17 protein-coding genes are annotated in these 23,292 nt (G+C 61.2%); 6 read left to right on the top strand and 11 right to left on the bottom strand.

Annotation, left to right across the window (positions count from 1 at the left end):
- Positions 1-48: 48 nt before the first annotated feature.
- From FYK55_RS29255 to FYK55_RS23955, 3 genes are all read right to left on the bottom strand, one after another.
- A complete protein-coding gene (locus FYK55_RS29255) occupies positions 49-222 on the bottom strand; it encodes a hypothetical protein (RefSeq protein ID WP_161604714.1) in 174 nt (57 codons plus the stop codon).
- Positions 223-346: 124 nt separating this feature from the next.
- A complete protein-coding gene (locus FYK55_RS23960) occupies positions 347-1,591 on the bottom strand; it encodes a DUF1559 domain-containing protein (RefSeq protein ID WP_150079153.1) in 1,245 nt (414 codons plus the stop codon).
- Positions 1,592-2,162: 571 nt separating this feature from the next.
- A complete protein-coding gene (locus tag FYK55_RS23955; protein WP_150079152.1) occupies positions 2,163-3,524 on the bottom strand; it encodes a GDSL-type esterase/lipase family protein in 1,362 nt (453 codons plus the stop codon).
- A gap of 352 nt (positions 3,525-3,876) precedes the next feature.
- Between FYK55_RS23955 and FYK55_RS23950 the strand changes: the two genes are divergently transcribed.
- The 4 genes from FYK55_RS23950 (at position 3,877) to FYK55_RS23935 (ending at position 8,141) form a co-directional block, all read left to right on the top strand.
- Positions 3,877-5,322, top strand: coding sequence for an arylsulfatase (locus FYK55_RS23950; RefSeq protein ID WP_150079151.1), 1,446 nt, complete (start codon positions 3,877-3,879; stop codon positions 5,320-5,322).
- Between the two features lie 526 nt (positions 5,323-5,848).
- Complete coding sequence (locus FYK55_RS23945) at positions 5,849-6,529, top strand: CDP-alcohol phosphatidyltransferase family protein (RefSeq protein WP_161604713.1); 681 nt, start codon at positions 5,849-5,851, stop codon at positions 6,527-6,529.
- The gene (locus FYK55_RS23940; RefSeq protein WP_150079149.1) at positions 6,513-7,496 is read left to right on the top strand and encodes a phosphatidate cytidylyltransferase; all 984 of its coding nucleotides are present in this window, start codon (positions 6,513-6,515) and stop codon (positions 7,494-7,496) included. Before FYK55_RS23945 ends, FYK55_RS23940 begins: the two co-directional genes overlap by 17 nt.
- A gap of 3 nt (positions 7,497-7,499) precedes the next feature.
- Positions 7,500-8,141: a lysophospholipid acyltransferase family protein gene (locus FYK55_RS23935; RefSeq protein WP_150079148.1), complete on the top strand. Its 642-nt coding sequence runs from the start codon at positions 7,500-7,502 to the stop codon at positions 8,139-8,141.
- A 176-nt stretch (positions 8,142-8,317) separates the two neighbouring features.
- Here the strand turns inward: FYK55_RS23935 and FYK55_RS23930 are convergent, their stop codons facing one another.
- On the bottom strand, positions 8,318-10,441 hold the full coding sequence (locus FYK55_RS23930; protein WP_150079147.1) for a sigma-70 family RNA polymerase sigma factor: 2,124 nt from the start codon (positions 10,439-10,441) through the stop codon (positions 8,318-8,320).
- 438 nt (positions 10,442-10,879) lie between these two features.
- Here FYK55_RS23930 and rnc point away from each other — a divergent pair, with 438 nt between their 5' ends.
- Complete coding sequence (gene rnc, locus FYK55_RS23925; protein ID WP_390621769.1) at positions 10,880-11,923, top strand: ribonuclease III; 1,044 nt, start codon at positions 10,880-10,882, stop codon at positions 11,921-11,923.
- Positions 11,924-12,044: 121 nt separating this feature from the next.
- On the opposite strand, the gene FYK55_RS23920 is transcribed toward rnc, so the two are convergent.
- A complete protein-coding gene (locus tag FYK55_RS23920) occupies positions 12,045-13,073 on the bottom strand; it encodes a beta-ketoacyl-ACP synthase III (RefSeq protein WP_150079172.1) in 1,029 nt (342 codons plus the stop codon).
- 310 nt (positions 13,074-13,383) lie between these two features.
- Between FYK55_RS23920 and lepB the strand changes: the two genes are divergently transcribed.
- Positions 13,384-14,424: a signal peptidase I gene (lepB, locus tag FYK55_RS23915; RefSeq protein WP_150079146.1), complete on the top strand. Its 1,041-nt coding sequence runs from the start codon at positions 13,384-13,386 to the stop codon at positions 14,422-14,424.
- 84 nt (positions 14,425-14,508) lie between these two features.
- Here the strand turns inward: lepB and FYK55_RS23910 are convergent, their stop codons facing one another.
- The 6 genes from FYK55_RS23910 to FYK55_RS23885 all read right to left on the bottom strand — a co-directional run bounded on the left by FYK55_RS23910 (position 14,509) and on the right by FYK55_RS23885 (position 23,203).
- A complete protein-coding gene (locus tag FYK55_RS23910) occupies positions 14,509-14,997 on the bottom strand; it encodes a DUF427 domain-containing protein (protein WP_150079145.1) in 489 nt (162 codons plus the stop codon).
- Position 14,998: 1 nt separating this feature from the next.
- Positions 14,999-16,336, bottom strand: a complete 1,338-nt coding sequence (gene egtB / locus FYK55_RS23905) for an ergothioneine biosynthesis protein EgtB (protein ID WP_150079144.1) — start codon at positions 16,334-16,336, stop codon at positions 14,999-15,001.
- 79 nt (positions 16,337-16,415) lie between these two features.
- Positions 16,416-17,453, bottom strand: a complete 1,038-nt coding sequence (egtD, locus tag FYK55_RS23900) for an L-histidine N(alpha)-methyltransferase (protein WP_150079143.1) — start codon at positions 17,451-17,453, stop codon at positions 16,416-16,418.
- A gap of 276 nt (positions 17,454-17,729) precedes the next feature.
- Entirely contained in the window at positions 17,730-18,635 is a 906-nt protein-coding gene (locus FYK55_RS23895) for a DUF6655 family protein (RefSeq protein WP_150079142.1), read from the bottom strand.
- Positions 18,636-19,155: 520 nt separating this feature from the next.
- Positions 19,156-20,667 (bottom strand): proline--tRNA ligase, encoded by a 1,512-nt coding sequence (gene proS, locus FYK55_RS23890; protein ID WP_150079141.1) that lies wholly within the window; start codon positions 20,665-20,667, stop codon positions 19,156-19,158.
- Between the two features lie 211 nt (positions 20,668-20,878).
- Positions 20,879-23,203, bottom strand: coding sequence for a DUF4159 domain-containing protein (locus FYK55_RS23885; RefSeq protein WP_150079140.1), 2,325 nt, complete (start codon positions 23,201-23,203; stop codon positions 20,879-20,881).
- Positions 23,204-23,292 lie beyond the last annotated feature (89 nt).

Genomic DNA, 23,292 nt, shown 5'->3' with positions numbered 1-23,292 from the left:
GCCACAACCGGCGGCTAGCGCCTTGCCGCTCATTGCACGGCTGTCCAGCTAATTCACCTCGGCCATTGCTTTGGCGTATTCGTCTTCGCTCATTCCTTCCAGGGGAACCACACTCTCTTGCTGGGCCGGAGGTGCGACGACCTGCGGTCCGCGATCGCGACATCCGGGTGCGACGGTCAACAAGCATGCGATGCCGACAGCTGCCAGAGAGATTCGTTTCATGGTCTTTCCCGATTTGGACAACAGGACGTGGGCGTTGGGTCTCTGTTCTAACCCGGGCGATTCCTGATCAGATCGTTTGTTTTGGGGCAGGCAAAAGGCGGTGGGCCGGAGAACCTGGTGACGGCTAGTGGATGGTTTCGCTGGCGGCCTTGGTTCCCAGCGCCCCCCACAAGCCATAAGGACTCTCCGCCCCGGGTTGATTGGTCCGGCTGATACACGGCGCCGATTGGTCGCCGGCTTCAACCGAATCCGTCATGAACACCACCGCTCCGTCGCCCATCAAGATGTGGCATCCGCCCTGGTGATGGCTGCTGGGAGAAAAATTGCCCACGTTGTCCGCCCACTTGCCGATGCAAAGTTCGCTGTTGGGCGGACGCACCGTGAACACCGTCTGGATGGACATCCGAAACGCGGACGCCCAACTCATTCCGCGGCCGTTGGTTTCGCCGTTGACGACCAACACCGGTGGGGTGCATCCGCCGGCAGGATCACGACACCAGAACGTCGGTCGTTTCGGATCGATCTCACCCGAATTGACGCAGTGCAGCGGGTCATCGGCGTGGTCGTTGTGATTGCCGCCGGGGTCCCAGGAGATCGATCCGTTGGTCGCGTAGTCGCCCAGATTGGAGACCAATTCCCCCATCGCCATCGTGTGAGACAGCCCGTCCAAGATGTCGCGGAACTTGAACTTGTCATAGGGTGCGAAGAAGCCGCGTTGCACAGCCCTGGCATTGAGCACGTTGCCCCAGTTGTCGGCGGGCTTGAGGGAGCCGCCGAGCACATTCTGAGTGATATGGATGTGGGGCGCGTCGCCCAGTGACGGTCCGTAGTTGGTCCGGCCGCGGCCCGGCAACCCGCTGCCTGGGTCACTGGGACAGCGCAGCATCGGGATTTCGGTCTGCCAGGGGATGTATCCCGGATCGGTCGAATAATGCTTGGGACTTGGTCCCATCGCCGGCCAAAACCCGCTGGGGGTCGGCGGCGTGGCCCCAGTCACAGTCTCTCGACTGGGCATTGAGATCTTTTCCCACAGCCCCTGCTGTTCGAAGTAGGGCGTCAGCGGCACGAAGATGCTGAGGTTCTTGCGATTGGCCGTGTTGCTCAGCCGCCACCAAGCCGGCGGTGTTTCCAACCCGATGCCGGTCCCGCCCCCATGCGGTGGAAGTTGCTTGAACGCCGAGTGATAGTTGTGCATCGCCAAGCCGAGCTGCTTGAAATTGTTGCTGCAACTCATTCGGCGGGCCGCTTCTCGGGCCGCTTGCACGGCCGGCAAGAACAGTCCGATCAAGATCCCGATGATGGCGATCACGACCAATAATTCGACCAGCGTGAAGCCGCTCGCACGCTGCCTGCGCTTTTTGGATGCCATTGGACAACTCGATCAGAAGAGGAGAAGACGTCCTAAAACGCCCCTAAAGTGAATCCATCCACCATTTGAGAATAAAACTCAACGTTCTGCCAGCGAAATCTCAACTAGCAAATTTCATCGGGAAATTGCAAAAATAAGTTGAGCCCACTCTCCTACAATTGCCCCGGATTCGCCAAACACCCACCGAGAAACCACCCTTCCTGGGGGACACCCCGCGGAATTCCAACGATTCGGTGAAGTCGCGGACCAAAGCGGGCCTGGTCAGGCGATCCACGGGGTGACGCCCAGAGACAGGGCAAAGATCGCAGGTGAAGCCCGCGGGCGGACGTTACCGGGCGGCCCGCGTCTCCAGCGGCGCGGGGACGTGTTCATGCCCGGAGCGGCGCACCTGCGTGTGCCGGCGGGTTCGTTCTCGGGAGGATTGGTCAGGCGATCCCGGCCGCGGGTCAAGCCACCGGCCCGATGGGAACGCAAGTGAACAGACGCAGCCACCGTCGGGAACGATCGCTGGACAACCGTCACTTTGGCAACGGTCGCTGCACGTGGCGTGTTGCCGGCTTTCCGAGAGCGATCAATCCAAGGGGCGAAGACGAATGCGGCGGTACTCCACTTGTCCGCGATCGCCTTCCAGACCGATCGGTCCCTCCGCGGGAACCTCCATCGAGGTTTCCAGCACCTCGCCATTGCAAGTGCTGTGCGCGTTGGTGCCGCGGACGGTGATCTCCAACTGGTTCCAGTCGCCCGGGCGGTAGTGCTTCAAGTCCTTGTAGGGTCCCGCCAACAGGTAATCGCGACACTGCAGCTGCTGGCCACGAATGAACACGCCGCTGTCGGCATTCGGTGTGGCGCGGAACTCCAACAACAACTGGAAGTCCTGATCAAAATCATCGGCCGTCCAAAGCTGCTGAATGGACCGACCTTGCGGAGGCGTTGTCACCACGAGCCGGCCGTTGATCGCGACGTAGCGACCGTCCGGCGTCGCGCGCATGCCGTCAAACGATTGCTTTTGATCGACCAACGGCCAATGAACGGCGCCGGGACTGCGGGCCAGCCAACGTTGCCGCGCGGCACGCATCGCGTCGGGCGTGCGACGGTATTCCCAACCGGTCAAGTCTTCGCCGTTGAAAAGCCGGATCGCATCCGGCTCGTATTCAAAGTCGTCCGGTTCGGTGTCCGCAAATCCCAGCGTTGCCAGGATCGGTCGCAAGGCGGCTTCCCACTTGGCGTAGCCTTTCGCATTGGGGTGCAACAGATCGGGAAACTCCGCGGCCTTGGCATTGCCGCTGTCGTCGGCAAACAACGTCCAGGTATCCAGAACCGTGATCTGCGGATCACCTTTTGCCAGATCACGATAGAGTTGGTTGATCTGTTTGATCTTGTCGGCGGGCCTGGCCTTTTCAGAACTGCTTGGGAACACCTCGCACAGGACGATGGGCATTTTGGGGTCATGCTGCTTCAGTGCCTGGACAATCCGCTGGACATTGCCCGCAATGGTTTCCGGTTCCGCCCCTTCCTCCAGGTCGTTGGTTCCCATCAACAGGACGACCGCGGCGGGATCCAATTGCAGTACATCCTGGTCCAAACGAGAGAGCATTCCGCGAGTCGTATCGCCGCTGATTCCGCGATTGGCCTTGGACACCGACGGCAGAGCACCGCGAAAATCGTCGCCCCAGCCCTGCGTGATCGAATCTCCCAAGAAGACCACCGCGCCCTGCTTGGCATCACGATTTGCCTGGAAGGTGGTACGCCGGTTCCGCCAAACATTTTGAAACCAATCGTAACGACGCATCGGACCCTCGCCGGGCAACGCCGCGTCGTCCGGAATCACAAAACGTTCTTCAGCGACGGCGGCCGCTTGCTGTGCGTTGCACCTTCCGGCGACAAGTGACAGGGCGGTCAGAATCACGGCCAAACAAACAGGCGGGGAAGACATCAATCGGCTCGATTCAGGCGGAAAACAGGAGAGACATTCAAGGGCAAGAGTGTACCACGCGGACCGAACCGCAGGCTGAACCCCCGAACCGCAGGCTGAACCCCCGAACCGTAAGCACCGAACCGTAAGCACCGAACCGTAAGCACCGAACCGTAAGCACCGACCGGCGGTGTCCGCCGGTCGATTCACTGCCGACCGCCCCGGCAAGGCCATGCCCGACACGGCAGACCACTGGCGATCCGGTCGGTCCTTCCGGACAACCGCCCAACCGTCGGTTAGAATCGCACGGCAACCGTGTCCGCTCTTCACGGTCCGCCAGCTTCCCCACCCTCGCTCCACTTGAGGTTTCCAGTTGTCTGTCCGCCTGCTTCCCGTTGTGATTCTGTTTTTATCCCTGTGGACGGAAGTTTCCCGAGGGCAACCCGCCGACCCAAAGGCTGATTCCAGATCGTCAGGCCAACCGAATCTGATTTTCGTCCTTTCCGATGACACCGCGCAGGGTGATTTGGGTTGCTATGGGCAACAGATCATTCAAACGCCGCACCTGGACCGCATGGCCCGCGAGGGGACTCGATACTTGCAGGCCTACAGCGGAACATCGGTGTGCGCTCCCAGTCGCGCCTCCCTGATGACCGGCTTGCATTGCGGGCATTGTCCGATCCGAGGCAATTATGAAGTGCCGCCGGAAGGCCAACTTCCCTTGCCGGCCGACACGACGACGGTGGCGGAGGTTCTGAAGTCCGCCGGCTACGCGACGGCTTGCGCCGGAAAGTGGGGAATGGGTTATTTCGACACCCCGGGAAGCCCGCTGAAGCAAGGCTTTGACCATTTTTTTGGCTACAACTGCCAGCGCGAAGCCCACTCCTATTTTCCAAAGTACCTTTACGACGACGACCGCCAAATCAAGTTGCAGGGCAATGACGGTCGCGGGATCGGCCAGACGTACGCACAAGACTTGATTCAAAACGACGTCATCAAGTGGATCAAGTCCCACCACCAGGAACCGTTCTTTGTGTTCTATGCGGTCACGCTGCCGCACGGCCGGCACGAAATCGACGACTTGGGAATCTATGCCGACAAACCCTGGTCGCTGAGTCAGAAATCCTATGCCGCGCAGATCACACGGCTGGACCGGGACATGGGCCAGTTGCTTCAGACGCTGGAAGAACTGGGCATCGATCAAGAAACGCTGGTGATCTTTACCGGTGACAATGGATCGTCCTTCGCACCCGAGAGCGAAATGGGTTCGCTGTTCAAACAGGCCGACAATGGGCTGCGTGGATACAAACGCGCGTTGTACGAAGGGGCGCTCCGGCAGGCCGCCATCGCGTGGTGGCCCGGCACCGTTCCGGCTGGACGCGTGACCGACGGCCCCTGGGCCTTCTGGGACTATCTGCCGACCGCCGCGGAACTTGCCGGTGCACCGCTGGACGCGGACGTGCGCACCGACGGAAAGTCCCTGGTCCGTTTCCTGAAAGGCGGCGACGCGCCGACACGCGACTACTTCTACTGGGAATTGCACGAGGGCAGACCGATCCAAGCGTGTCGCTTCGGCGAATGGAAAGCCGTCAAGAACGGCGTCCAGTCGCCGATCGAGTTGTACAACTTGGAAGCCGATCGCGGCGAATCTGAGAACGTCGCAGAGTCGCATCCCGAAGTCGTTCAAAGAGCAGCCTCCATCATGGACCAGGCCCACGAGTCCGATCCGAACTGGCCTCTGACCGGCAAAACAGCCCAGCGGCAGCAATCGGAAAAGGCAGCCTGGCAGGCAACGCGGCAACGCCGCGAACAGAACTAGCGCTGCGCCTATCGATCGATGTCACGCGTTCTCTGGTTAGCCCTCCCGCGAGCCGTGTTTTGCAGTGCAATGAGCGGCAAGGCGCTAGCCGCCGGTTGATGCGGAAAGACCCGCGGCTACCGCCACGCGGCTCACAAAGTGGCGCCGTCCAGCGAGGCTTTGTCTGAAAAAAGTAGCGACGCTCGCCAGAGCATCGCGTCCCGCCGCGATCGCGACGGTAACTACAAGGTTTGCGAGTTTTCAGACAGGTCCTAAGCGGGGCACGTCAACGCTCGTTGTTCGACCCGAACGGAAACACCAAGACGTGACCGTTCCGCGGCACGTCGCCCGCCGCGAAAGACGGTATCATCCAGACGAGGTCCGTGGTCCCAGGGTGCCGCCGCGGGATTTTCAGAGCTTTGCGGTTGATGATCGCGCAACCACATGGCCTCCTCAGGCTCTTTCAAAAACCCGCCAACGTGATCTTCCGATCCATCGCGTTTTCTTTAGCCAGGTCATCTTTTGCTGCGGCATGGTCGCGTGTTCCATGACAAACAACCCGATCGAAGGCCGACGTCCCGTGAAGTCGCGCCGGTGGCCGATCTTTCGCCGCCTGGCCGGTTGGTTGTCCGAAACTCGCATCACTCCCAACACCATCAGTGTATCCAGCGGCGTCTTCGGCTGTCTTGCCGGGATCTTGTTGGCCGGCACATCCTGGACATCCGGCGACCCCCTGCGGCTGACGTGCTACATTGCCGCGGCGGTGATGATTCAGTTCCGACTGATCGCCAACCTGCTGGACGGGATGGTGGCGGTGGAGGGCGGCAAGTCTTCGCCGGTGGGCGGCCTGTTCAATGAAGTCCCGGACCGGATCTCGGATGTTGCGGTGCTGGTCGGAGCCGGTTACTCGCTGTCGGCCATCGCGCCGTTGGGCTATGCAGCCGCCTTGGTCGCGTTGTTCGTCGCGTACGTGCGGGCGGTCGGCGGCAGCGAAGGCGTCGGGCAATGCTTCCAGGGCCCGATGGCCAAACCGCAGCGGATGGCGATCATGACGGCCGCCTGTTTGGCCTGCGGCCTGGCGATCCTCCTGGGGGCGGCCGCCCCCGCGATCGCGATCCTGATGAACGCCTCCCTGAGCTTGATTGTCGCCGGCGGCGCGGTCACCGCTTGGCGGCGCTTGTCATCGATCGCCCAACGGATGCGGGAGCAACATGTTCGGACTGTTTGATCATCTTTCGCATCAGATCCATTTGACATTCATCGGTGTCGCCGTGTTGCTTGGGATCGCGGAGGCCGCGTTGCTGGCCCGACGGCGTCGAGTCCCGGAGCGTGATGACAGCGAATTGGCGCAGCGGATTCGCACCTGGTGGGTGATCGTCATCTCGTTTGCGATTCTGTTTGGTGTTTCCCGAACGACGGCGATCGTCTTCTTCGCCTTGGTCAGTTTCCTGGCCCTGAAAGAGTTCCTTTCCATGGTCCCCACGCGACGCGTTGACCACCGCGTGTTGTTTTGGGCCTACCTCGCGATTCCACTGCAGTACGTCTGGGTCGGTTCGGAATGGTACGGGATGTTCATCATTTTCATCCCCGTCTACATGTTCATCTTGCTGCCGACGCGGATGGTGATGATCGGGGAAACCAGTGGATTCCTGCGCGCGGTCGGATCGTTGCAGTGGGGCCTGATGACCACGGTTTACAGCCTGTCGCATGGCGCGATGCTGTTATCGATCCAGCCGCCGGTGAATCCTCGCGTTGCACCGATCTGGCCGGCCGGATCGTCGCAGGAATCCGGCGGAGCGGCGTTGTTGGTATTCTTGATCTTGTTGACCCAGTTCAACGACGTGGCACAGTACTGCTGGGGGCGTGCATTGGGGGAAACCAAGATCGTGCCCAAAGTTAGCCCCAACAAGACGGTCGTCGGAATGCTCGGCGGCGTCTGTTCGACCACCGTGTTGGCCGCGGCCATTGGCCCCTGGCTGACGTTCATGGATTTGCTGCGGAGCATCACGGCGGGCTTGATCATCGGAGTGTTCGGGTTTGCCGGCGACCTGTCCGTCTCCGCCCTCAAACGCGACCTGGGTGTGAAAGACTGTGGCTACACGCTGCCCGGGCACGGCGGGGTGCTGGACCGGGTCGACAGTCTGACGTTCACGGCGCCGCTGTTCTTCCATTTCGTCTATTACTTCTATGGTTGAACGATGATCACTGCGCTGCGTTACCTGTTCTTTTTGTTCATCGTTCGCCCCGTGATCCTGTTCGTGATCGGGTTGAACGTCCGACGGATCGCGAACCTGCCGACCGAAGGCCCGGCGGTGGTCGTCGCCAACCACAACAGCCACCTGGACACGTTTGTCCTGATGACCCTGTTCGGCATGCAGCGTTTGAAGGACGTGCATCCAGTGGCAGCGGCGGATCACTTCCTGCGGAATCCGGTGATGGCATGGTTTTCCCAGCACATCGTCGGAATCATCCCGTTGGAGCGAGAAGTCAAGGGCATGCGCACCGATCCGTTGGCCGGCATCTGCAACGCCCTGCGCGAAAACCAAATCCTGATCATTTTTCCTGAGGGGACGCGCGGGAAGCCGGAGGTGCGGGAAGAATTCAAAACGGGAATCGCGCACGTGGCCAAGCGTTTTCCTGAAGTGCCGTTCACACCGGTATTTTTGCACGGCCTGGGGAAGTCCCTGCCCAAGGGAGAAGGGATCCTGGTTCCCTTCTTCTGTGACGTCTTCATCGGCCGGTCCGTGCGGTGGACCGGCAAACGAGAGACCTTCATGCACGAGTTGTGCGAGGAAATGTCGGCGTTGGAAAACGAAAAGCCGATCCCGAACTGGACCTGAGCGTGTCGCGAGGCTGACAAGAGTTTGGCGACATCTTCCACGCTCTGGCGAGCGTGGCGGCGTCGCATCCCAACATCTTCCGCGTTCTGGCGAGCGTGGCTACGTCACATCCCAACGTCTTCCACGCTCTGGCGAGCGTGGCGGCGTCAACGTCGCACCCGAGCGATTCGCTGCGGCTAGAAGAAGCCGCCGCCTCCGCCCATGCCGCCGCCCATGCCGCCCATTCCCCCGCCCATGCCGAACGGTTGCGACTGGCCCGTATCGGGCACTTGAACCCGTTCGGGAACGTCGTCGGGGACAAACGAGTTTTCCCGAAACGCCGCGATCACGCGTTCGATTTGGCGATGCACGCCGTAGGTCGTCCGCACCGCGATCGCAGGACGGGCCGCGTCGAAAGGTGAGATGCTGGAGTTGCCCCCCAACGCTTCCCAGGTGCCCGGCACGATGTTCGATTCGATCAGCTGGATGAAGTCCTGATAGTCGGCTGCCGCGTTCAGCCCTTCCAGCCAATAGACGCGGCTGAGCAGATTATCCTCGGCGGCCTCCAGCGTGCTGACCAACAACTGGTTGTGCACCACGTTCAGGGTGCAATCCAGATCGGAGAGCATCAAGGACAAAAAATCGTAGGCCGGCATGGACGGATATTGAGCGGTCACGCCGACGTCCTGATCCAACCCGATCTCTTCCATCGAACGCCGATCGATGCTCAGAGGAAGTCCCAGGTCCTGGGAGATGGTTGCCACCGCTTCCGAAAGCGGCGTTTCCTGAAAGTCGTAATCCACCTGCTTGGCCAACGTTTCTTCCAACTGTTCCATGAAGGTTTCATCGACGTTGATCCAACGCGAGACACCGATGCCTTGATGAACGAGGGCTCCGGGATCGGCGGTAACGACCAGTGCTTCATCTTGCACCGTTGCTTTCAAACCTAGCGGGCGCAGCAGTTTTCTCAGTGCGGTGCGAAGCGGCACGTCGCTGAAGTCCCCGGAAACGGATCGCGACGGCTCCAACTTTGCATAGGAGATCGCGCGGTCGTCGATGATCACCGGCATACTCAGCGATTGTTCCAGTTGCCGCTCCAGATCGCCGACCGCGGCGGAAACGGACAGATTGACCGGCTCATCCAATCGTCGTTGAATGTCTTGAGCCAACTGGCTGGTCGGTTTCGCCGGACGGTATTGCTTTTCCCAGACCATCGGCTTGCCATCGCCGGACGACGGTGGAGCTTCGCCGGCGTAAGGGGAGGGCGCCGGAGCGGGCGGCGACGCCTTCGGTGGCGGTGCCGGTTGCGGCGGTGCCGGTTGCGGCGGTGCCGGTCGCGGTGCTGTCGGTTGGCGTGGCACGGGTTGGATAATGACCGGCCCCGGCTGAGGAACCTGCGCGAGGATCGGAGCCCCATCGACATGGAGGGATGGTTGGTCGTTTCCGGCCGAGTCACCCGGAGAGGGTGAGAGGAAAACGGCGGCCAGGGTGCCGACGGCGGCGAGCGACCCGAGGGTGTTCCAGGGTGTCATGATTCGGGCTCCTTTCGAAACGAGGGGTTGGAGAAGAGGATCGGTGGGAGCCGGCGGCAGCGTCCCAGAAGAGATGTCGGCCAGAAAAGTGCTGCTGGCGGCGGCGGCTTCCGAGGCCGTGCATTGGGAGAGTCCGGCCGCAGCGAACGCCAGCACGGGAACGACGCCACGACACCGCAAACGTCTGGCAAGCAATTGCTTGCCGCGTTGCAAACGGCCGCGCACGGCGCCCAACGTGGTCTGAAACTGCTCGGCCAGGTGTTGCACCGACTGGCCTTCATACAGGTGCATGACGATTGCCGACCGGTAGTGTTCCGGCAGTGCGGCCAGTTCCTCGTCCAGCACGATGGCTTCGTGTCGTCTGGCAATCCCGTCCAGCGGGCTCTCTTCCGCTGCCGGCACATCATTCATGGCGGGAGGATCCGGGTCGAGTGGTGGAGTGCTGCGGTGAAGCGTTGCGTCGGCGGCGCGCTGGGCAACCCGTTGGAGCCACCCCGGCAAACATTCCGGTCGACGAATCTTGTGGGCGTGGTGCGCCAGAATCAGGAAAGCCGTCTGATAAGCATCGTCGGCATCGCTGAGCGTTCGACAGCGTCGGCGACAGACACTCAACACCATCCGGCTGTAACGCTGCACCAGAACCGCGAACGCCTGGGGCTGCTGGTCCTGGATCCAACCGTCCAACAGCTCCGCGTCACTGAGAACTTGCAGACCCTGCGCCTCCTCGCGTGGGTCTTCCGTGATCTCACACGGGATCGTTTCATCGGCTGGAGGCGGCTGTGTACTCATTGGCTTCACCAGGGTAGTGGGACCAACCCGGCCGGTGGCGCGCAAAAAACGCGATTTTTTTCTCGCTTCCGCCTGCAATGTCCCGCCGCTGGCGGCGACGATTCGGCTACCCCTGGCGGTGATTTCTTGCTAGTTTGTACGGAACACGTCGCACACCGGCGGGCGGGTCGAATGAACCACGCAGTTGTGTCTCCCGGCAGGATTGGCCGAGGGGGAAATGGCTGCCAGAGTTGGTACCCGATCGCCGGCGTGTGACATGGACGGTTTCGAAACGCGCTGCGTGATCATCGTGCAGCGTTCGTCGTTGACCGCCTCGTGTCACAACTCCTTCTCTTCGCAGTTGCCCGACGCCGAACCGGCGATTCTTCTTGGGCAACGAAGGTTTGCAGTTGACCGCGAGCGCCAACCCGCATTCCCTTTGACTTGACCCCCACGAACTTGACTTCTGCACCCAACGCGAATGCCACCGGTCCCTCCGGTGGCGACGAAGATCGCTCCGATGCGAGCCCTCCGGGACTGGGCACACCGGTCACCGGCAACGGATCGTCGTCCAAATCCGGCAGCCGCAAATCGGCTGGGGCTGCAACCCATTCCGATCCCGTCACGTCGACCGATGGAACATCCACCGATGCATCGGGCGAATCGTCGATGGAAGACGGTGTCGCCGAGTCGGCATCTCAACCACGGTCGGTTGAAGTCGATCGGTATCAAGACGAAATCCGGCTGGTCGGACCGACGAAGGGGGAGTCCGGCGAGGCGGACCACGCCGAAAAACTGCACCGTTGCCAGGAATTGATCGACTATCAATTCGAAGACCTGGAACTGTTGCGTTTCGCCCTCACGCACGCCTCGGGCGCCTCCCATCGATTGGCCAGCAATGAACGGCTGGAGTTCTTGGGAGATGCGGTGTTGGGATTTGTGGTCTGTGCCTGGTTGTTTGATGAGTATCCCGAGTACAGCGAAGGTGATCTGACCAAGATCAAATCGGCCGTCGTCAGCCGCCGGACCTGTGGAAAGGTCGCCTGCCAAATCGGCTTGGACAGCTGCCTGATCGTCGGCCGCGGCGTGACCCGCAATCGCAGTTACCCACGCAGCCTGGTCAGTGACGTTTTCGAATCGGTCGTCGCGGCCCTGTACCTGGACGGCGGTCACCTGGTTGTGCGGGACCGGCTGAAACGCTGGTTGAAACAAGAAGTCACTCTGGCGGTGGAAAGTCAGGGTGCTGCGAACTACAAGTCAGCGTTACAGCAACGGGCCCAAAGGGACATTGCTTGCACACCGATGTACCGGCTGAAGAAAGAGTCGGGCCCGGATCATCGCAAAGTGTTCCTGATCAGCGCGGTGATCGACCAGCGCGAATACACCGCGGCCTGGGGCACCAACAAGAAAGAAGCGGAGCAGAAAGCGGCGGCCAACGCGCTGGCGGAAATCAAAGGCGAATCATTGCCTTTTCCGCTGGAAGACCCGCCACCGACGGCTTGATCCGGCAGAATTGGCGGTTGCTCCGCAACAGTACCGCCAGCCGTCGCTGCTTTCACGGAATGAAAGCCGACAATGGAAACCAACGATTGACCGGCGCTGTCCCGGCCGCCCTGGCGCCCGATCAGATCCGCAGCAGGGCAGTGCCCCAAGCCAGTCCGCTGCCGAAGCCGCACAACAGCACGTAGTCGCCTGCCGCAATCTTGCCTTGTTTGAAGGCTTCGTCGAGCGCCAGGGGAATGCTAGCCCCGGACGTATTGCCGTAGCGATCCAAATTGACGAACACCTTCTCCGGCGGAACTCCCAAATCGGAAACCGCCGAATCGATGATGCGTTGGTTGGCCTGGTGCAGGATCACCATCGACAGGTCATCGGGTCCGATCCCCGCCGCTTGAAGCACGTCCTTGGCACTTTCGTCAAACACCCGGACGGCCCACTTGAACACGTTTCTTCCGTCCATCCGCAGGTACTGCAGACCGTCGCGTCGCGTTTCCTCGGTCAGGGGCAAACGTGTCCCGCCGGCGGGGATGCACAACATCTCTCCACCGCATCCCTCGCTGCCAAGCTGATAGGAGAGAATGCCGGCGGCTTGGCCGTCGGTGTCGGCTAAATCGTCACCGGAACGCTCCGCGGCCGATTCGTCCGGACCGATCAACACGGCGCCCGCCCCGTCGCCGAACAACGGGTAAGTTTTTTTGTCATCCGGATTCACCGTCCGGCTCATCAAATCGGCGCCGATCACCAACACCCGCTTGGCATTGCCGGTCGCGATGAACTGGGCTCCCGTGGTCAGCGCGTACATGAACCCGGCACATGCGGCCCCCACATCCATCGCCGCAGCGAACGCCCCCAGCCGTCGTTGCAGGTGGCAGGCGGTCGAGGGCGTGAAATGGTCCGGTGTGATGGTTCCCACCAAGATCAGGTCCACCTCATCGGCGGAAACCCCGGCGTCGGCCAAACACCGCACGGCCGCCTCATAGCACAGGTCACTGGTGGCTTGGTCGTCGGTCGCGTGCCGCCGCTGTAGAATGCCGGTGCGGCGAACGATCCATTCGCTGTCACAGCCCAGCGCCGCTAAATCGTCGTTGGTGACAACGTTATCGGGTACGAAGGCCCCGGATCCGAGGATCTTGATGCCAGGCACCCTCCCCATGCGTCCTCGGGTCGCACGTGTTGGAGCTTCGGCAGGTGTCCCGGTGTCTTGGGTGTCGGTCTCGTTCAACGGTCCAGGTACCAAGGGCTGGCGGTCAACGGTCTGGCGGTCAACAGTCTGGCGGTCAACAGCCTGGCGGACAACGGACTGGCTGCCAATTCGCTTGCGGGCGGGCCGTTGACGTGAAGGGACGGTGCTCGGATCGGACATCGATTGACGAATGTTCTGGCAATTCGGAAATGGCTGCGGTCAGCGCCGCGTTGGCAGTATAGCCGTGTGACGCTGATTTCGTCAGGTGAATCTGGAGCCCATGAAGTCCCACCGTCCCGCCCCCACGCGATTTTCTCGGTTCGCTGCAGTAGCGGTGTGCCTGGCGGTTGCTCTGTGCACGGTGCTATGCGTCGCGGCCGGATACCGAATCGGCTTCCGCGTCGGTCACGGGGGGGCTGGCCGGGGTCCGCAGCCGGACCGGATGGTGTTCCAGGTCAAAGGGGCGTCGATGACACCGACACTGGTTGAAGGCGACCTGTGCCTGGTCCAACCTCCGGCGTCCGCTTTGGCGATCGGCGACGTGGTCGCAATCGACTGGGCCGGAAAAGCTCGAATCAAACGCATCGCCGCGTTGGCGGGCGACCGCCTGGAAGTCCGCGAGGGGCACCTGCTGGTCAACCAGCAACGCTTGGAGGACCTGCTGGCCGCTCGCGATGATTCCGCCTTCCCTCTCCGACCCGCGTTGGTGCCCGTGGCATCGGGCCCGACCGATTGGCGCCGGCCGCATCCGACATCGCCGTGGCTGGTGTTCTGCTATGCCAACCCGCACTCTGGCGGACACCCAACGGCGGTGATGGATGACTACCCCAGCAATACCGACGTGCACCGCCGCCTGCGCCCGGTCGACCGCTTGGTTCTGGAAGTCACGCCCGAAGCCGACGGAAGGTGGCCGTCGGCGTCAGATGAAGGACGCGTCGCCTTCTTCCAATCCGGCAATCTTGCCGTCGCCCCGATCCCTATCTCGATCGGATCACGGCGAATCTCCCAGCGAGCCGCCCGCGAATCAACTCGAAACGACGGGTCGGATCTCGAGGCCGGCGCACTGTCGATCTCGCGTCCGATCGCCCTGCGAGTCTCTCCGCAAGTCGCTTCCGAATTGCAATTGCGCGTGTGGCGAGAAATCGAGTACCGCGCCGATACCGCGTCGTCGACGGTTGCCTATCCGTTGACCGTTCCGGAGGGAAAGATGTTTGTCGTGGGCGACAACGTCCCCGTGTCGGTGGATAGCCGACAGTGGGGAAACATCCCGACGAATGCGGTGACGGGGCAGGCCGTTTGCACCATCGATCCTCGCGAATGACCAAGCGTTTGGCGCACGTGGCGGCCGTGACGAGCGTTCTCAAACACAGCCAGTTTCGGAACCTGTCCAACGATCCGCGACAGCTTACCAACCCATGGTGCCGGGACCGCCCTTGAACGGCCCGACGATGTCGGGCGTGATCCATCCGCCGTAAAAGTCGCCGGGCTGGGCTTCGACAGCAATTCCGTCAACGTATCCCGCGTCGATCTTGCTGGGATAAAACGCAACGTACTCCGCCATCGCACTGTACCGGTCAGGCGGATCGGGGTAATACCAGGCGGCTCTCCCGATCACGCGCCGCGGCGTCACGATGGCGAAGTAGTAAGCGGGTCCTTTCCACTCGCAAAAGCTGCCGCCGGGTTCGCGACGCAACCGACGAAGATCCATGTCTTCCGGTGGGATGTAGTAAACCGGCGGATGGCTCGTTTCCAACATCCGCATCGCCCGATTGGTTTCGGCAATCGTCAATCCATCGACCACCACGCGAATAGTCTTGCTGGTCCGTTCCAATCGTGGCGGGCGAGGATAATCCCAAACAGATTCCTGAGGGCCCTGACGTTTGGATGGCTCCATCTCACTCGGCCCCGTCGGATGCCAAACGCACCCCGGTAAATTGCCAGCGCGCCTCTGGAGGAAAGAAGTTGCGATAGGTTCGTCGGGCATGATTCGCCGAAGTGGCGCAGGAAGATCCTCGCAACACAAACTGGTTGCACATGAACTTTCCGTTGTATTCACCCAGCGCACCCTCCGGGGCGGAATAGCCCGGATAGGGACTGTATTGGCTGGACGTCCATTGCCAAAGACAACCAAAGAGTTCTCGCAATGCCGCCGTGTCGGTCGGATCATACTCTGGGTGCACCGGACGCCCCGAATCAACGAAGCGGTTCGCACCTTTCAAGATCTGTTCTGGTGCGGCGGCCTGGGACGCGATTTCCCATTCGGCCTCGGTCGGCAACCGATGCCCCGACCAGCGTGCGTACGCGTCCGCTTCAAAGTAGCTGAGGTGACACGCCGGCGCCGCGGGATCCAACCGCCGCAACCCGCCCAAAGTGAATTCGTGCCATTCAGCTTCCCGCCGGCACCAATACAGCGGATGCTGCCAATCGCCTTCCTGGACCGCCGCCCATCCCGCCGACAACCAATGCTCCGGTCGTCGGTAGCCACCGTCTTGGATGAACGCCAAATATTCCCGGTTGGAAACCGGACGCGACTGAATCCGAAACGGATGGACGTACACCTTGTGACGCGGCGATTCGTTGTCGTAGGCAAACCCATTTCCGTCGTGTCCGATCCGGCGAACGCCACCTTCAAAACCGACCCATTCAACGGAGGCAGGTGAGGCCTGGTCGGCGACCGGATGATCGAACATGGCCGGGAAGATTGGATTGCATGACAGCAGGTGCTTGACGTCGGTCAACATCAGCTCTTGGTGCTGCTGCTCATGATGGAGCCCGACTTCCAATATCTCCCGTTGCTCCGCAGTAAGCTCCTGGCGGGACAACCAATCGATCACCGCAGCATCGACCTGTTGCCGGTACTCGAACACGGACTTCATCGTCGGACGCGACAACAGTCCGCGTCGGTGCCGAGGAAACTGTGCTCCGACGGAGTTGTAGTAAGAATTGAACAGGTACTCGAACGCTTCATTGACCGGTTGATAACCGGCCAGAGGTTTCAGCAAGAACGTCTCAAAAAACCACGTCGTGTGGGCCAGATGCCATCGAATCGGGCTGGCATCCGGCATCGATTGAATGACGCAATCCTCCGCGTGCAACAGCGCCGTGATGCTCATCGAATCTTGACGCACACGATGAAACCGCTGCTTCAGACCCTCACCTTGGCCGTCCACGCCCGATGGATCCGGCGCGCTCGGATCTTGCGTTGCGTTCTCAGTCGTGATGGTGCGCGACATGGTGATAGCGGACGAAAGCGAAAAGAAAGGGGAACGCGGGGCGATGCCACAGGAAAGGAGCCGGCTCTCGCGAGCCGCCTCAGGTGTCATCCGATTCCGCAGCACGAAAAAACAGCACCGAAAACCTTGATTGCGGATCCGTCCACGCCTGACGAACCGACCAACCCGCCGTCTCCGCCAGCTGGGTGAATCCGTCCAGCGTGTATTTGTGCGAATACTCGGTGCGGATAGTCTGACCACAACCGAATTCAAAACTGCGTCCGCAGAGGTGAACGGTTTGGTGCGTCAGGCTGACCAGCCGCATTTCGATCCGGCGAGCGGCTTCATTGTAAATGGCCGTGTGGCCGAATTGATCCAGATCAAAATCAGCTCCCAACTCGCGATTGATTCGCACCAACATGTTCTTATTGAATTCCGCGGTCACGCCCTCGCGGTCATTGTAGGCAGCCTCCAAGACGCCCGTGTCTTTGTGCAGATCGACTCCGATCAAGAGACCAGTTTTTGAAGGTTCGTTTGAAGCGGTTTGCCCCTGGCAACGCATCCGCCTCAGCAGGTCGACCGCTTCATCGGGCGTGAAGTTGCCAATCGTCGATCCGGGAAAGTAGAAGCACACGTTTTCGTGCTCCGCGACCCATCCGGGAAGTTCGAACGGTTGGGTAAAGTCAGCGACCACCGGCGTGATCGGCATGCGCGGATACCGATCGGAAAGCTCCTCCGCCGTCTGTGCCAAGTGCTTTCCGCTGATGTCGACAGGGACATAGCTAGCCCGCGGCCCAACTTGGTCCAGCAGCAACCGCGTCTTGACGCTGCTGCCGCTGCCGTATTCGACGATGCAAACGTCCTCACCGATTTGTGACACCATCGCGCCGGCATCACGCTCCATGATCTCGGTCTCAGTCCGTGTCGGGTAGTATTCCGGCAGCGAGCAAATGGAGTCGAACAGCGACGATCCACGTTTGTCGTAAAAGTACTTGCTGGAGAGCACTCGCGGCATTTCGGAAAGACCGGCCAAGACGTCCTCGCGAAGCTGGGCGTCGTCGGAAAGCGAGCGTGGTTCCGGGATGGTCGTCGTTTGACCGGCGGAGGAAGTACCGACAGGCGAAGTACCGACAGGCATAGCAGATCCAGTTGAGGCGGGTTCCGTTGGAGTCGGGGCAGTCTACCGCAGCGACAAGTTGACCGCGAAATGCTGCGTCCGACGCATCACGACGCAATCGGCGCGGCGAAGAATCCGCGCGGTCGAAATCGATCGTGGTACGGACGGTGGGTTGCAATCCGTGTACCACGCCCGTGACGATTCGCAGTGCGATGGGCGGCATGGCGTCAGCCGCCGGTGGATGCGAAAAAATCCGCGGCGAACGCCGGGCGACTCACGCAAAGAAACGCTGTCCGGTTAGCGCGTCTTGGAAGCATCCTCGGCGGGTGCTTCAGCAACTTCCGTTTCGGCCTGGGAGGCTTTCGATTCATCCGCCGACTGCGAATCCTGACCCTCTTGCTGATCTTCACTGGAAGCCAGCATGTCGGGGCCGTGACCGACGCCGCTGAAATCCGGCCAGCCCTGGTTGAACCGCGTTTCCGCGGTGTAGTCGACGGCGGGCCGCTCGTAAGGTCGGGCCGGCGAGCTGTTGGCGCTGCGGCGTCCAAATTGGAACCGGCTACCGGCCAGCTTCGTTTTTTCCCGAATCGAACCGCCCTGGAACGGGCCGACGCCCAGGACCCAGGTGTTCTTGGCCGTGGCCACCGAATGCCGCACGCCAGATTGCCAGATGGGTCTTCGGGTTTCACGGTCGTAGGCGAAGGCGGCAATCTTCGAGGCGGCCTCGCGCGATTCCCGCCGGGCGAAGGCGATTTCCGGAATCGAGGGCAACGTTGGTGCGTTAGGAATCAAACTGGCCGCATTGCTGACAGCATTGTTCTCCGGCAAACCGAACGTCACCTGATGATCGTCCGAACCCAAGGTGCCGATCCGGCCTTCGATGATGATTTCGGCATCGTTCGAAGAATCCTGGATCAAACAACCGGCCGCAAGAATCTGTTGACGCAATCCACTGATCACGTACTCCGCGTTGACGAACGTGGGGCCCTTCACGTTCCTCATGTAGCTCGTATCCAAGTACACCTTGCGGCCCGACAGCGGCCGAAAATCCAGGTCCTGAATGTTCCGGTCGACCGCTTCACTGACCACCAGCTGCTCGGTGGCCTGGTGCTCACGCGTGGTTCCGCAACCGGTCAACGCGACGACAATCCACCAGGACGTCGCGCAGATGATCGAGATCGGGAAACGTTTGGCGTGAAACATGAATCGCAGAAAGCGCAATCAGGGCGGGTACACAAGCACGACCCGGGCGGGCACGCCCGCGCAGGGCGTGTGGATCGTTGCGGTGTTAACGGTTCAGTGAGCCGATTGGCAACCCCGTTTTGGATGATCACCGGTTCAACGGTGTACCTTGCGGTTCGTGATTGACAGGGTGCTTGATTGCGTTTCCGCTGAAAACCTCGGTTGCACCGGTCAAAACTCGCAGGCGGAGCCTGCAAGGCAGTTTGTTCCAAGGCGGGAGCCTTGGAACAAGGGCACCAGGGGGAATCAATGCAGGGTCCCGCGCGTGTTCCGCTCGTTCCCGGGCTCCCGCCCGGGAACGCACGGTCCCACCGGCTCTGCCGGCCTTTCCCAGCGAAACGCTCGAACCACCGGGGACACTTGCCGCCAATCGCGTTCCGGGCCTGCGGGAGCTGGCAGGCAGAGCCTGCACAGCAGTTTGTTCCAAGGCGGGAGCCTTGGAACAAGGGCCCGTCGCGCGTGGAGCTTTTGCCCAGCCGGATCAGTAGGCTTTGGCAAAGATCGCCTGTTTGGCGGCGGGCTTTCCGGTCGCGAAGCAGGTCCCCGACGCGTCGTTGGCCTCCCGGGGAATGCAACGGATCGTGACCTTCAATTCCTTCAGCAACGGCTGCAGGCTTTCTTCGTCGGCGAAGTGGCACCAGGCAAATCCGCCATGGATTTCCGGCGATTCCGGATCCTGCGGGGTGAAGTAGTCGCGGAAATCCTTTTCATTGGTGATCGTGACGGTGTTGTCGCGACGCAACTGGTCGGCTTTGTCGTACAGGGATTGTTGGATCTCGTCCAACAATTCGACCACATTTGCAATCAACTCTTGCCGCGGCATCGGCACACTCTTGCCTAGATCCCGCCGCGCCAGGAACACGGAATCCTTCTCCATGTCCTTGGGCCCAACCTCCAACCGGATGGGAACGCCACGCTTGACGTGGTGCCATTTCTTTTCACCGCCACGCATGTCACGATCGTCCACTTCGACCCGAATCGGTGCCCCATGGAAGGACTGATCGCGGAGGGCCGTGGCCAGCGAATCGATGTATTCCAATACCGCGGACCGCGATTCCTCTTTGTAGATGGGCAGGATCACGATGTGGATCGGGGCCAACCGGGGCGGGACGACAAAACCGTCGTCGTCGCTGTGCGTCATGATCAGGGCTCCGACCAATCGCGTGGAGACACCCCAGGAGGTGGTCCAAGCGTATTCGCGAGACCCGCTTTCGGACTGGAACACGATCTCCTGAGCCTTGGAAAAATTCTGCCCCAGGAAATGGCTGGTCCCGGCCTGCAGTGCTTTGCGGTCCTGCATCATGGCTTCGATCGAGAGGGTTTCGACGGCTCCGGGGAATCGCTCTCCGGGCGTCTTGGCGCCGATGGTGACCGGCATGGCCATCCAGTTCCGCGCGAAGTCCGCGTAGACATCGATCATCTTTTCCGTTTCTTCGATCGCCTCGGCTTCGGTGGCGTGCACGGTGTGGCCTTCCTGCCACAGGAATTCCGCGGTCCGTAGGAACATCCGCGTCCGCATCTCCCAACGGACCACGTTGGCCCACTGATTGATCAGGATCGGCAAATCCCGATAGCTTTGCACCCACTTGGCATAGGTGGCTCCGATGATCGTTTCACTGGTCGGCCGCACGATCAGCGGTTCTTCCAGTTCACCGGCCGGCCGCAATCCGCCCTCGGGATCGGGTTCCAAACGGTGGTGGGTGACGACAGCGCATTCCTTGGCAAACCCTTCCACGTGCTCCGCTTCCTTCTCCAGAAAGCTCATCGGAATGAACAGCGGAAAGTACGCGTTCTGGTGACCGGTTGCCTTGAACATGTCGTCCAGCGCCCGCTGCATGTTCTCCCACAACTGGTAGCCCCACGGTTTGATCACCATGCAACCCCGGACCGGCGAATTCTCCGCCAGATCCGCGGCACGAATCACTTGCTGGTACCACTCCGGATAATCTTCGGCGCGCGTCGGGGAAATCGCGTTTTTGGGGGCTTTGGCCATGTCGATGCGGGTTGGCGAGACTCGTGGTGGTTGATTGCGGAGCGGGAATATAGCAAGCGACGCCTGGAATGGCACGAGCGGTCCGGCGACAGCGGGCGACCACTGCGGAACACCGCGGAACACCGCCGGGACAATGCGGGAGTTGCGGCGGGGCCTCCGGCCCAGACTCCGCTGCGGCGGGCGCCGCCCGAGCGAGGGCGACGCGGGGACGCTACTGATAAAGCGCCATTTGGACGACGTTGGTGACGATCTTGGCCGCATCTTCGGTGGCATATCCGGGACACTGCACCGAATTCAGACTCTCCAACGCGCAGCTCAAGTCCAACGGCGAAAACACCACGCCGACGATGCCGCCCACTTCGGCATACTCCAGCAACGGCGGACCGGTCTGGCGGCGAATCGACTGACCTTGCCCGCCGCGACTGGGCCGCCGGATGGTGACCGAACGGAGGTTGTATCCAAAGTACTGGTCAGTCAGCATCGGATGGTCGGCGGGCATCGGCCGCATTGCCTCGCCGCCCAACAAGCCGGCGATCTCGCGACGGAATGAGGCGGCGAACGCTTCGTTGCCACAGATCGCGGTCCCCAAGATCACGCCGTCACGGTCCAGAAAATTCTTCAGCACTTCGCGTTGTTCGCTGCTCAGTTCAAACTCACGACGTCCGTGAATCCACAACACCGTGACTTCGGCCAAGTCAGCATCGGTGAAGCCGACGGAATCTTCTGGGACCGAAACGGGAATCTGGGCCTGGTCGCGGATCAACGTCGAAACGTTCGGCAGCGCGCGTCGCGCGTCTTCGCCGCCCGCGCCGACATCCAACCGGGCGATCCGCGTGGTACCGCGCTGGGCGGTGGGGAGTGAATCGGCACGCAACACGATCGGGTTGTCCAATTTGTCTTTCAATTCCCTGCCGGTCGCGTAGGCCACCAGGTTCTGCCCCAAGCGGATCGAATGGTCGATTTGGCGTCGCACCGGATCGTCGGCGGGACCACGCTCATACAGCACGTCGCCCAGTTCCCAACGGCAGGTCAAACTTTGCGGCACATAGAAAACGGCCGTTCGGCAGCAGGCCTGCACGCCGTACACCCAAAATCCGTTTGGCATGGCGTCAATGTCCACTGTCCGTTCGGCGCTCCAAATCGGATGCGAGGTCGGCAACCGTTCCAAAGGTGAACCGGGATACCAACGGGCACACAATTGTTTGACCGTGGCTTGAAATTCCGCCGGGTTCCCACAACCGTTGTCGCCGCTGGAATCAAACAGGATGGTTCCGCCCTGGTCGATGTAGTCTTTCAACAGATCACTCCGCGGCCCATCGATCTGCAACGCCTGCTTGCCGCTGATGACCAGCACTGGTGTTTGCAGCAGATCGGCCACGGAGGCACTTTCGCTTTGCACGGTTTGCCAAGTCAAGTCACGGCCCCAGGCACGTTCAACGTGCCGCACCAGTTGGCGCAACGAATCCGGATGGGGTTGCCATTCCGATCGATCTGGCGTCCGCCGTTCCAATTGGCCGATCACGACTTGGCGTTTTCCCTTCGAGAGGAACAACAAGGCAAACGAGGTGGCGATGGTCGGCCCTTCCCAATCACCGCCGGACCAGTACCCCTGGAAATCGTCCTGCAGCGCGATCAACTTGTCGGCGCCTTCGCGATACCAATCGTAACCGCCGAAGAAGCGTCGCCCGGATAGCCGTCCGGTGCGTTCGATCGCGTACAGATAGTAGAAATAGGTCCCCGAGTGTCCGCCGGGATTGGCATCGACGGAGAATCGGTCGCCCAACCATTCCAGCCCTTTCTGGATCGGGTCCTCGGCGGTGTCATCCGAGCCGCAACACTGGATCTGGCCGTTTTCAATAGAGGAACTGGAATTCCCCAACCGGCCGTTGGCGATGATCAACGACGCGACGCCGGCGCAGGTCATGCTGCCGGTCGGCTGACTGGTCCCGTACCCCCAGCCTCCGCTTTGCGTTTGACGTTTTTCCCAGTACTGAATGGAGCGGGCAAAGACTTGGGGATCCACGTCCACACCGCGATCCTGGGCGGCACCCAACGCCAGCAGGGCGAATTGGGTGTTGGACGGATCACCACCACCGGATCGCTTGCCACCATAGGTCCACGCCCCCGAATTGCCGCCGGAGTCGATTTGCGAGCGGGTCAGCCAGGAAACATTGTTCTTGATCCTGGGCATGTCGGCCGCGGCACCGACCTGGCAGAAAACCAACGTCTGCAGCGACACCGAATAGGTTTCGTCGGCGATGGTCGCGCGCAGATACTTCATCGCCTGGGTGATGGCCGGATCGTCGCGAGAAACTCCTGCGTTGAGCAACGCCAGCGTGCAGAGTGACGACAGCCCGCACGACTGTCCTGCGTACTCGTCCCAACCGCCGCGATCATTTTGCGCTTTGCGAAGATAGGTAATCCCGCGTTCGATCGCACGATTGACCGCCGCGGCATCGACGTCGGCCCGGGCCATCGGGGCGTGGCAGACCGCAAAGGTCAAGAGCAGCAAAAGCGGTGCGGTGAAGCGAAACAATGGGGATCCCCCTTTCCAGAAACGCGCGGCGCGAACGTACACTGTTTGTAACCGCCGTCGGATCGGTCCCAATCAGACCACCGCCGCGC

Source organism: Roseiconus nitratireducens (assembly GCF_008629675.1).
GTDB lineage: Bacteria > Planctomycetota > Planctomycetia > Pirellulales > Pirellulaceae > Stieleria > Stieleria nitratireducens.
Note: the sequence above shows the minus strand (reverse complement) of the source record. Positions and strands in the feature narration are given on the sequence as shown.

Bases quoted from the DNA above. Each gene is read 5' to 3' on its own strand.
- FYK55_RS29255 (WP_161604714.1), bottom strand. From the start codon at position 222: ATGAAACGAATCTCTCTGGCAGCTGTCGGCATCGCATGCTTGTTGACC.
- FYK55_RS23960 (WP_150079153.1), bottom strand. From the start codon at position 1,591: ATGGCATCCAAAAAGCGCAGGCAGCGTGCGAGCGGCTTCACGCTGGTC.
- FYK55_RS23955 (WP_150079152.1), bottom strand. From the start codon at position 3,524: ATGTCTTCCCCGCCTGTTTGTTTGGCCGTGATTCTGACCGCCCTGTCA.
- FYK55_RS23945 (WP_161604713.1), top strand. From the start codon at position 5,849: ATGACAAACAACCCGATCGAAGGCCGACGTCCCGTGAAGTCGCGCCGG.
- FYK55_RS23940 (WP_150079149.1), top strand. From the start codon at position 6,513: ATGTTCGGACTGTTTGATCATCTTTCGCATCAGATCCATTTGACATTC.
- FYK55_RS23935 (WP_150079148.1), top strand. From the start codon at position 7,500: ATGATCACTGCGCTGCGTTACCTGTTCTTTTTGTTCATCGTTCGCCCC.
- FYK55_RS23930 (WP_150079147.1), bottom strand. From the start codon at position 10,441: ATGAGTACACAGCCGCCTCCAGCCGATGAAACGATCCCGTGTGAGATC.
- FYK55_RS23920 (WP_150079172.1), bottom strand. From the start codon at position 13,073: ATGGGGAGGGTGCCTGGCATCAAGATCCTCGGATCCGGGGCCTTCGTA.
- lepB (WP_150079146.1), top strand. From the start codon at position 13,384: ATGAAGTCCCACCGTCCCGCCCCCACGCGATTTTCTCGGTTCGCTGCA.
- FYK55_RS23910 (WP_150079145.1), bottom strand. From the start codon at position 14,997: ATGGAGCCATCCAAACGTCAGGGCCCTCAGGAATCTGTTTGGGATTAT.
- egtB (WP_150079144.1), bottom strand. From the start codon at position 16,336: ATGTCGCGCACCATCACGACTGAGAACGCAACGCAAGATCCGAGCGCG.
- egtD (WP_150079143.1), bottom strand. From the start codon at position 17,453: ATGCCTGTCGGTACTTCGCCTGTCGGTACTTCCTCCGCCGGTCAAACG.
- FYK55_RS23895 (WP_150079142.1), bottom strand. From the start codon at position 18,635: ATGTTTCACGCCAAACGTTTCCCGATCTCGATCATCTGCGCGACGTCC.
- proS (WP_150079141.1), bottom strand. From the start codon at position 20,667: ATGGCCAAAGCCCCCAAAAACGCGATTTCCCCGACGCGCGCCGAAGAT.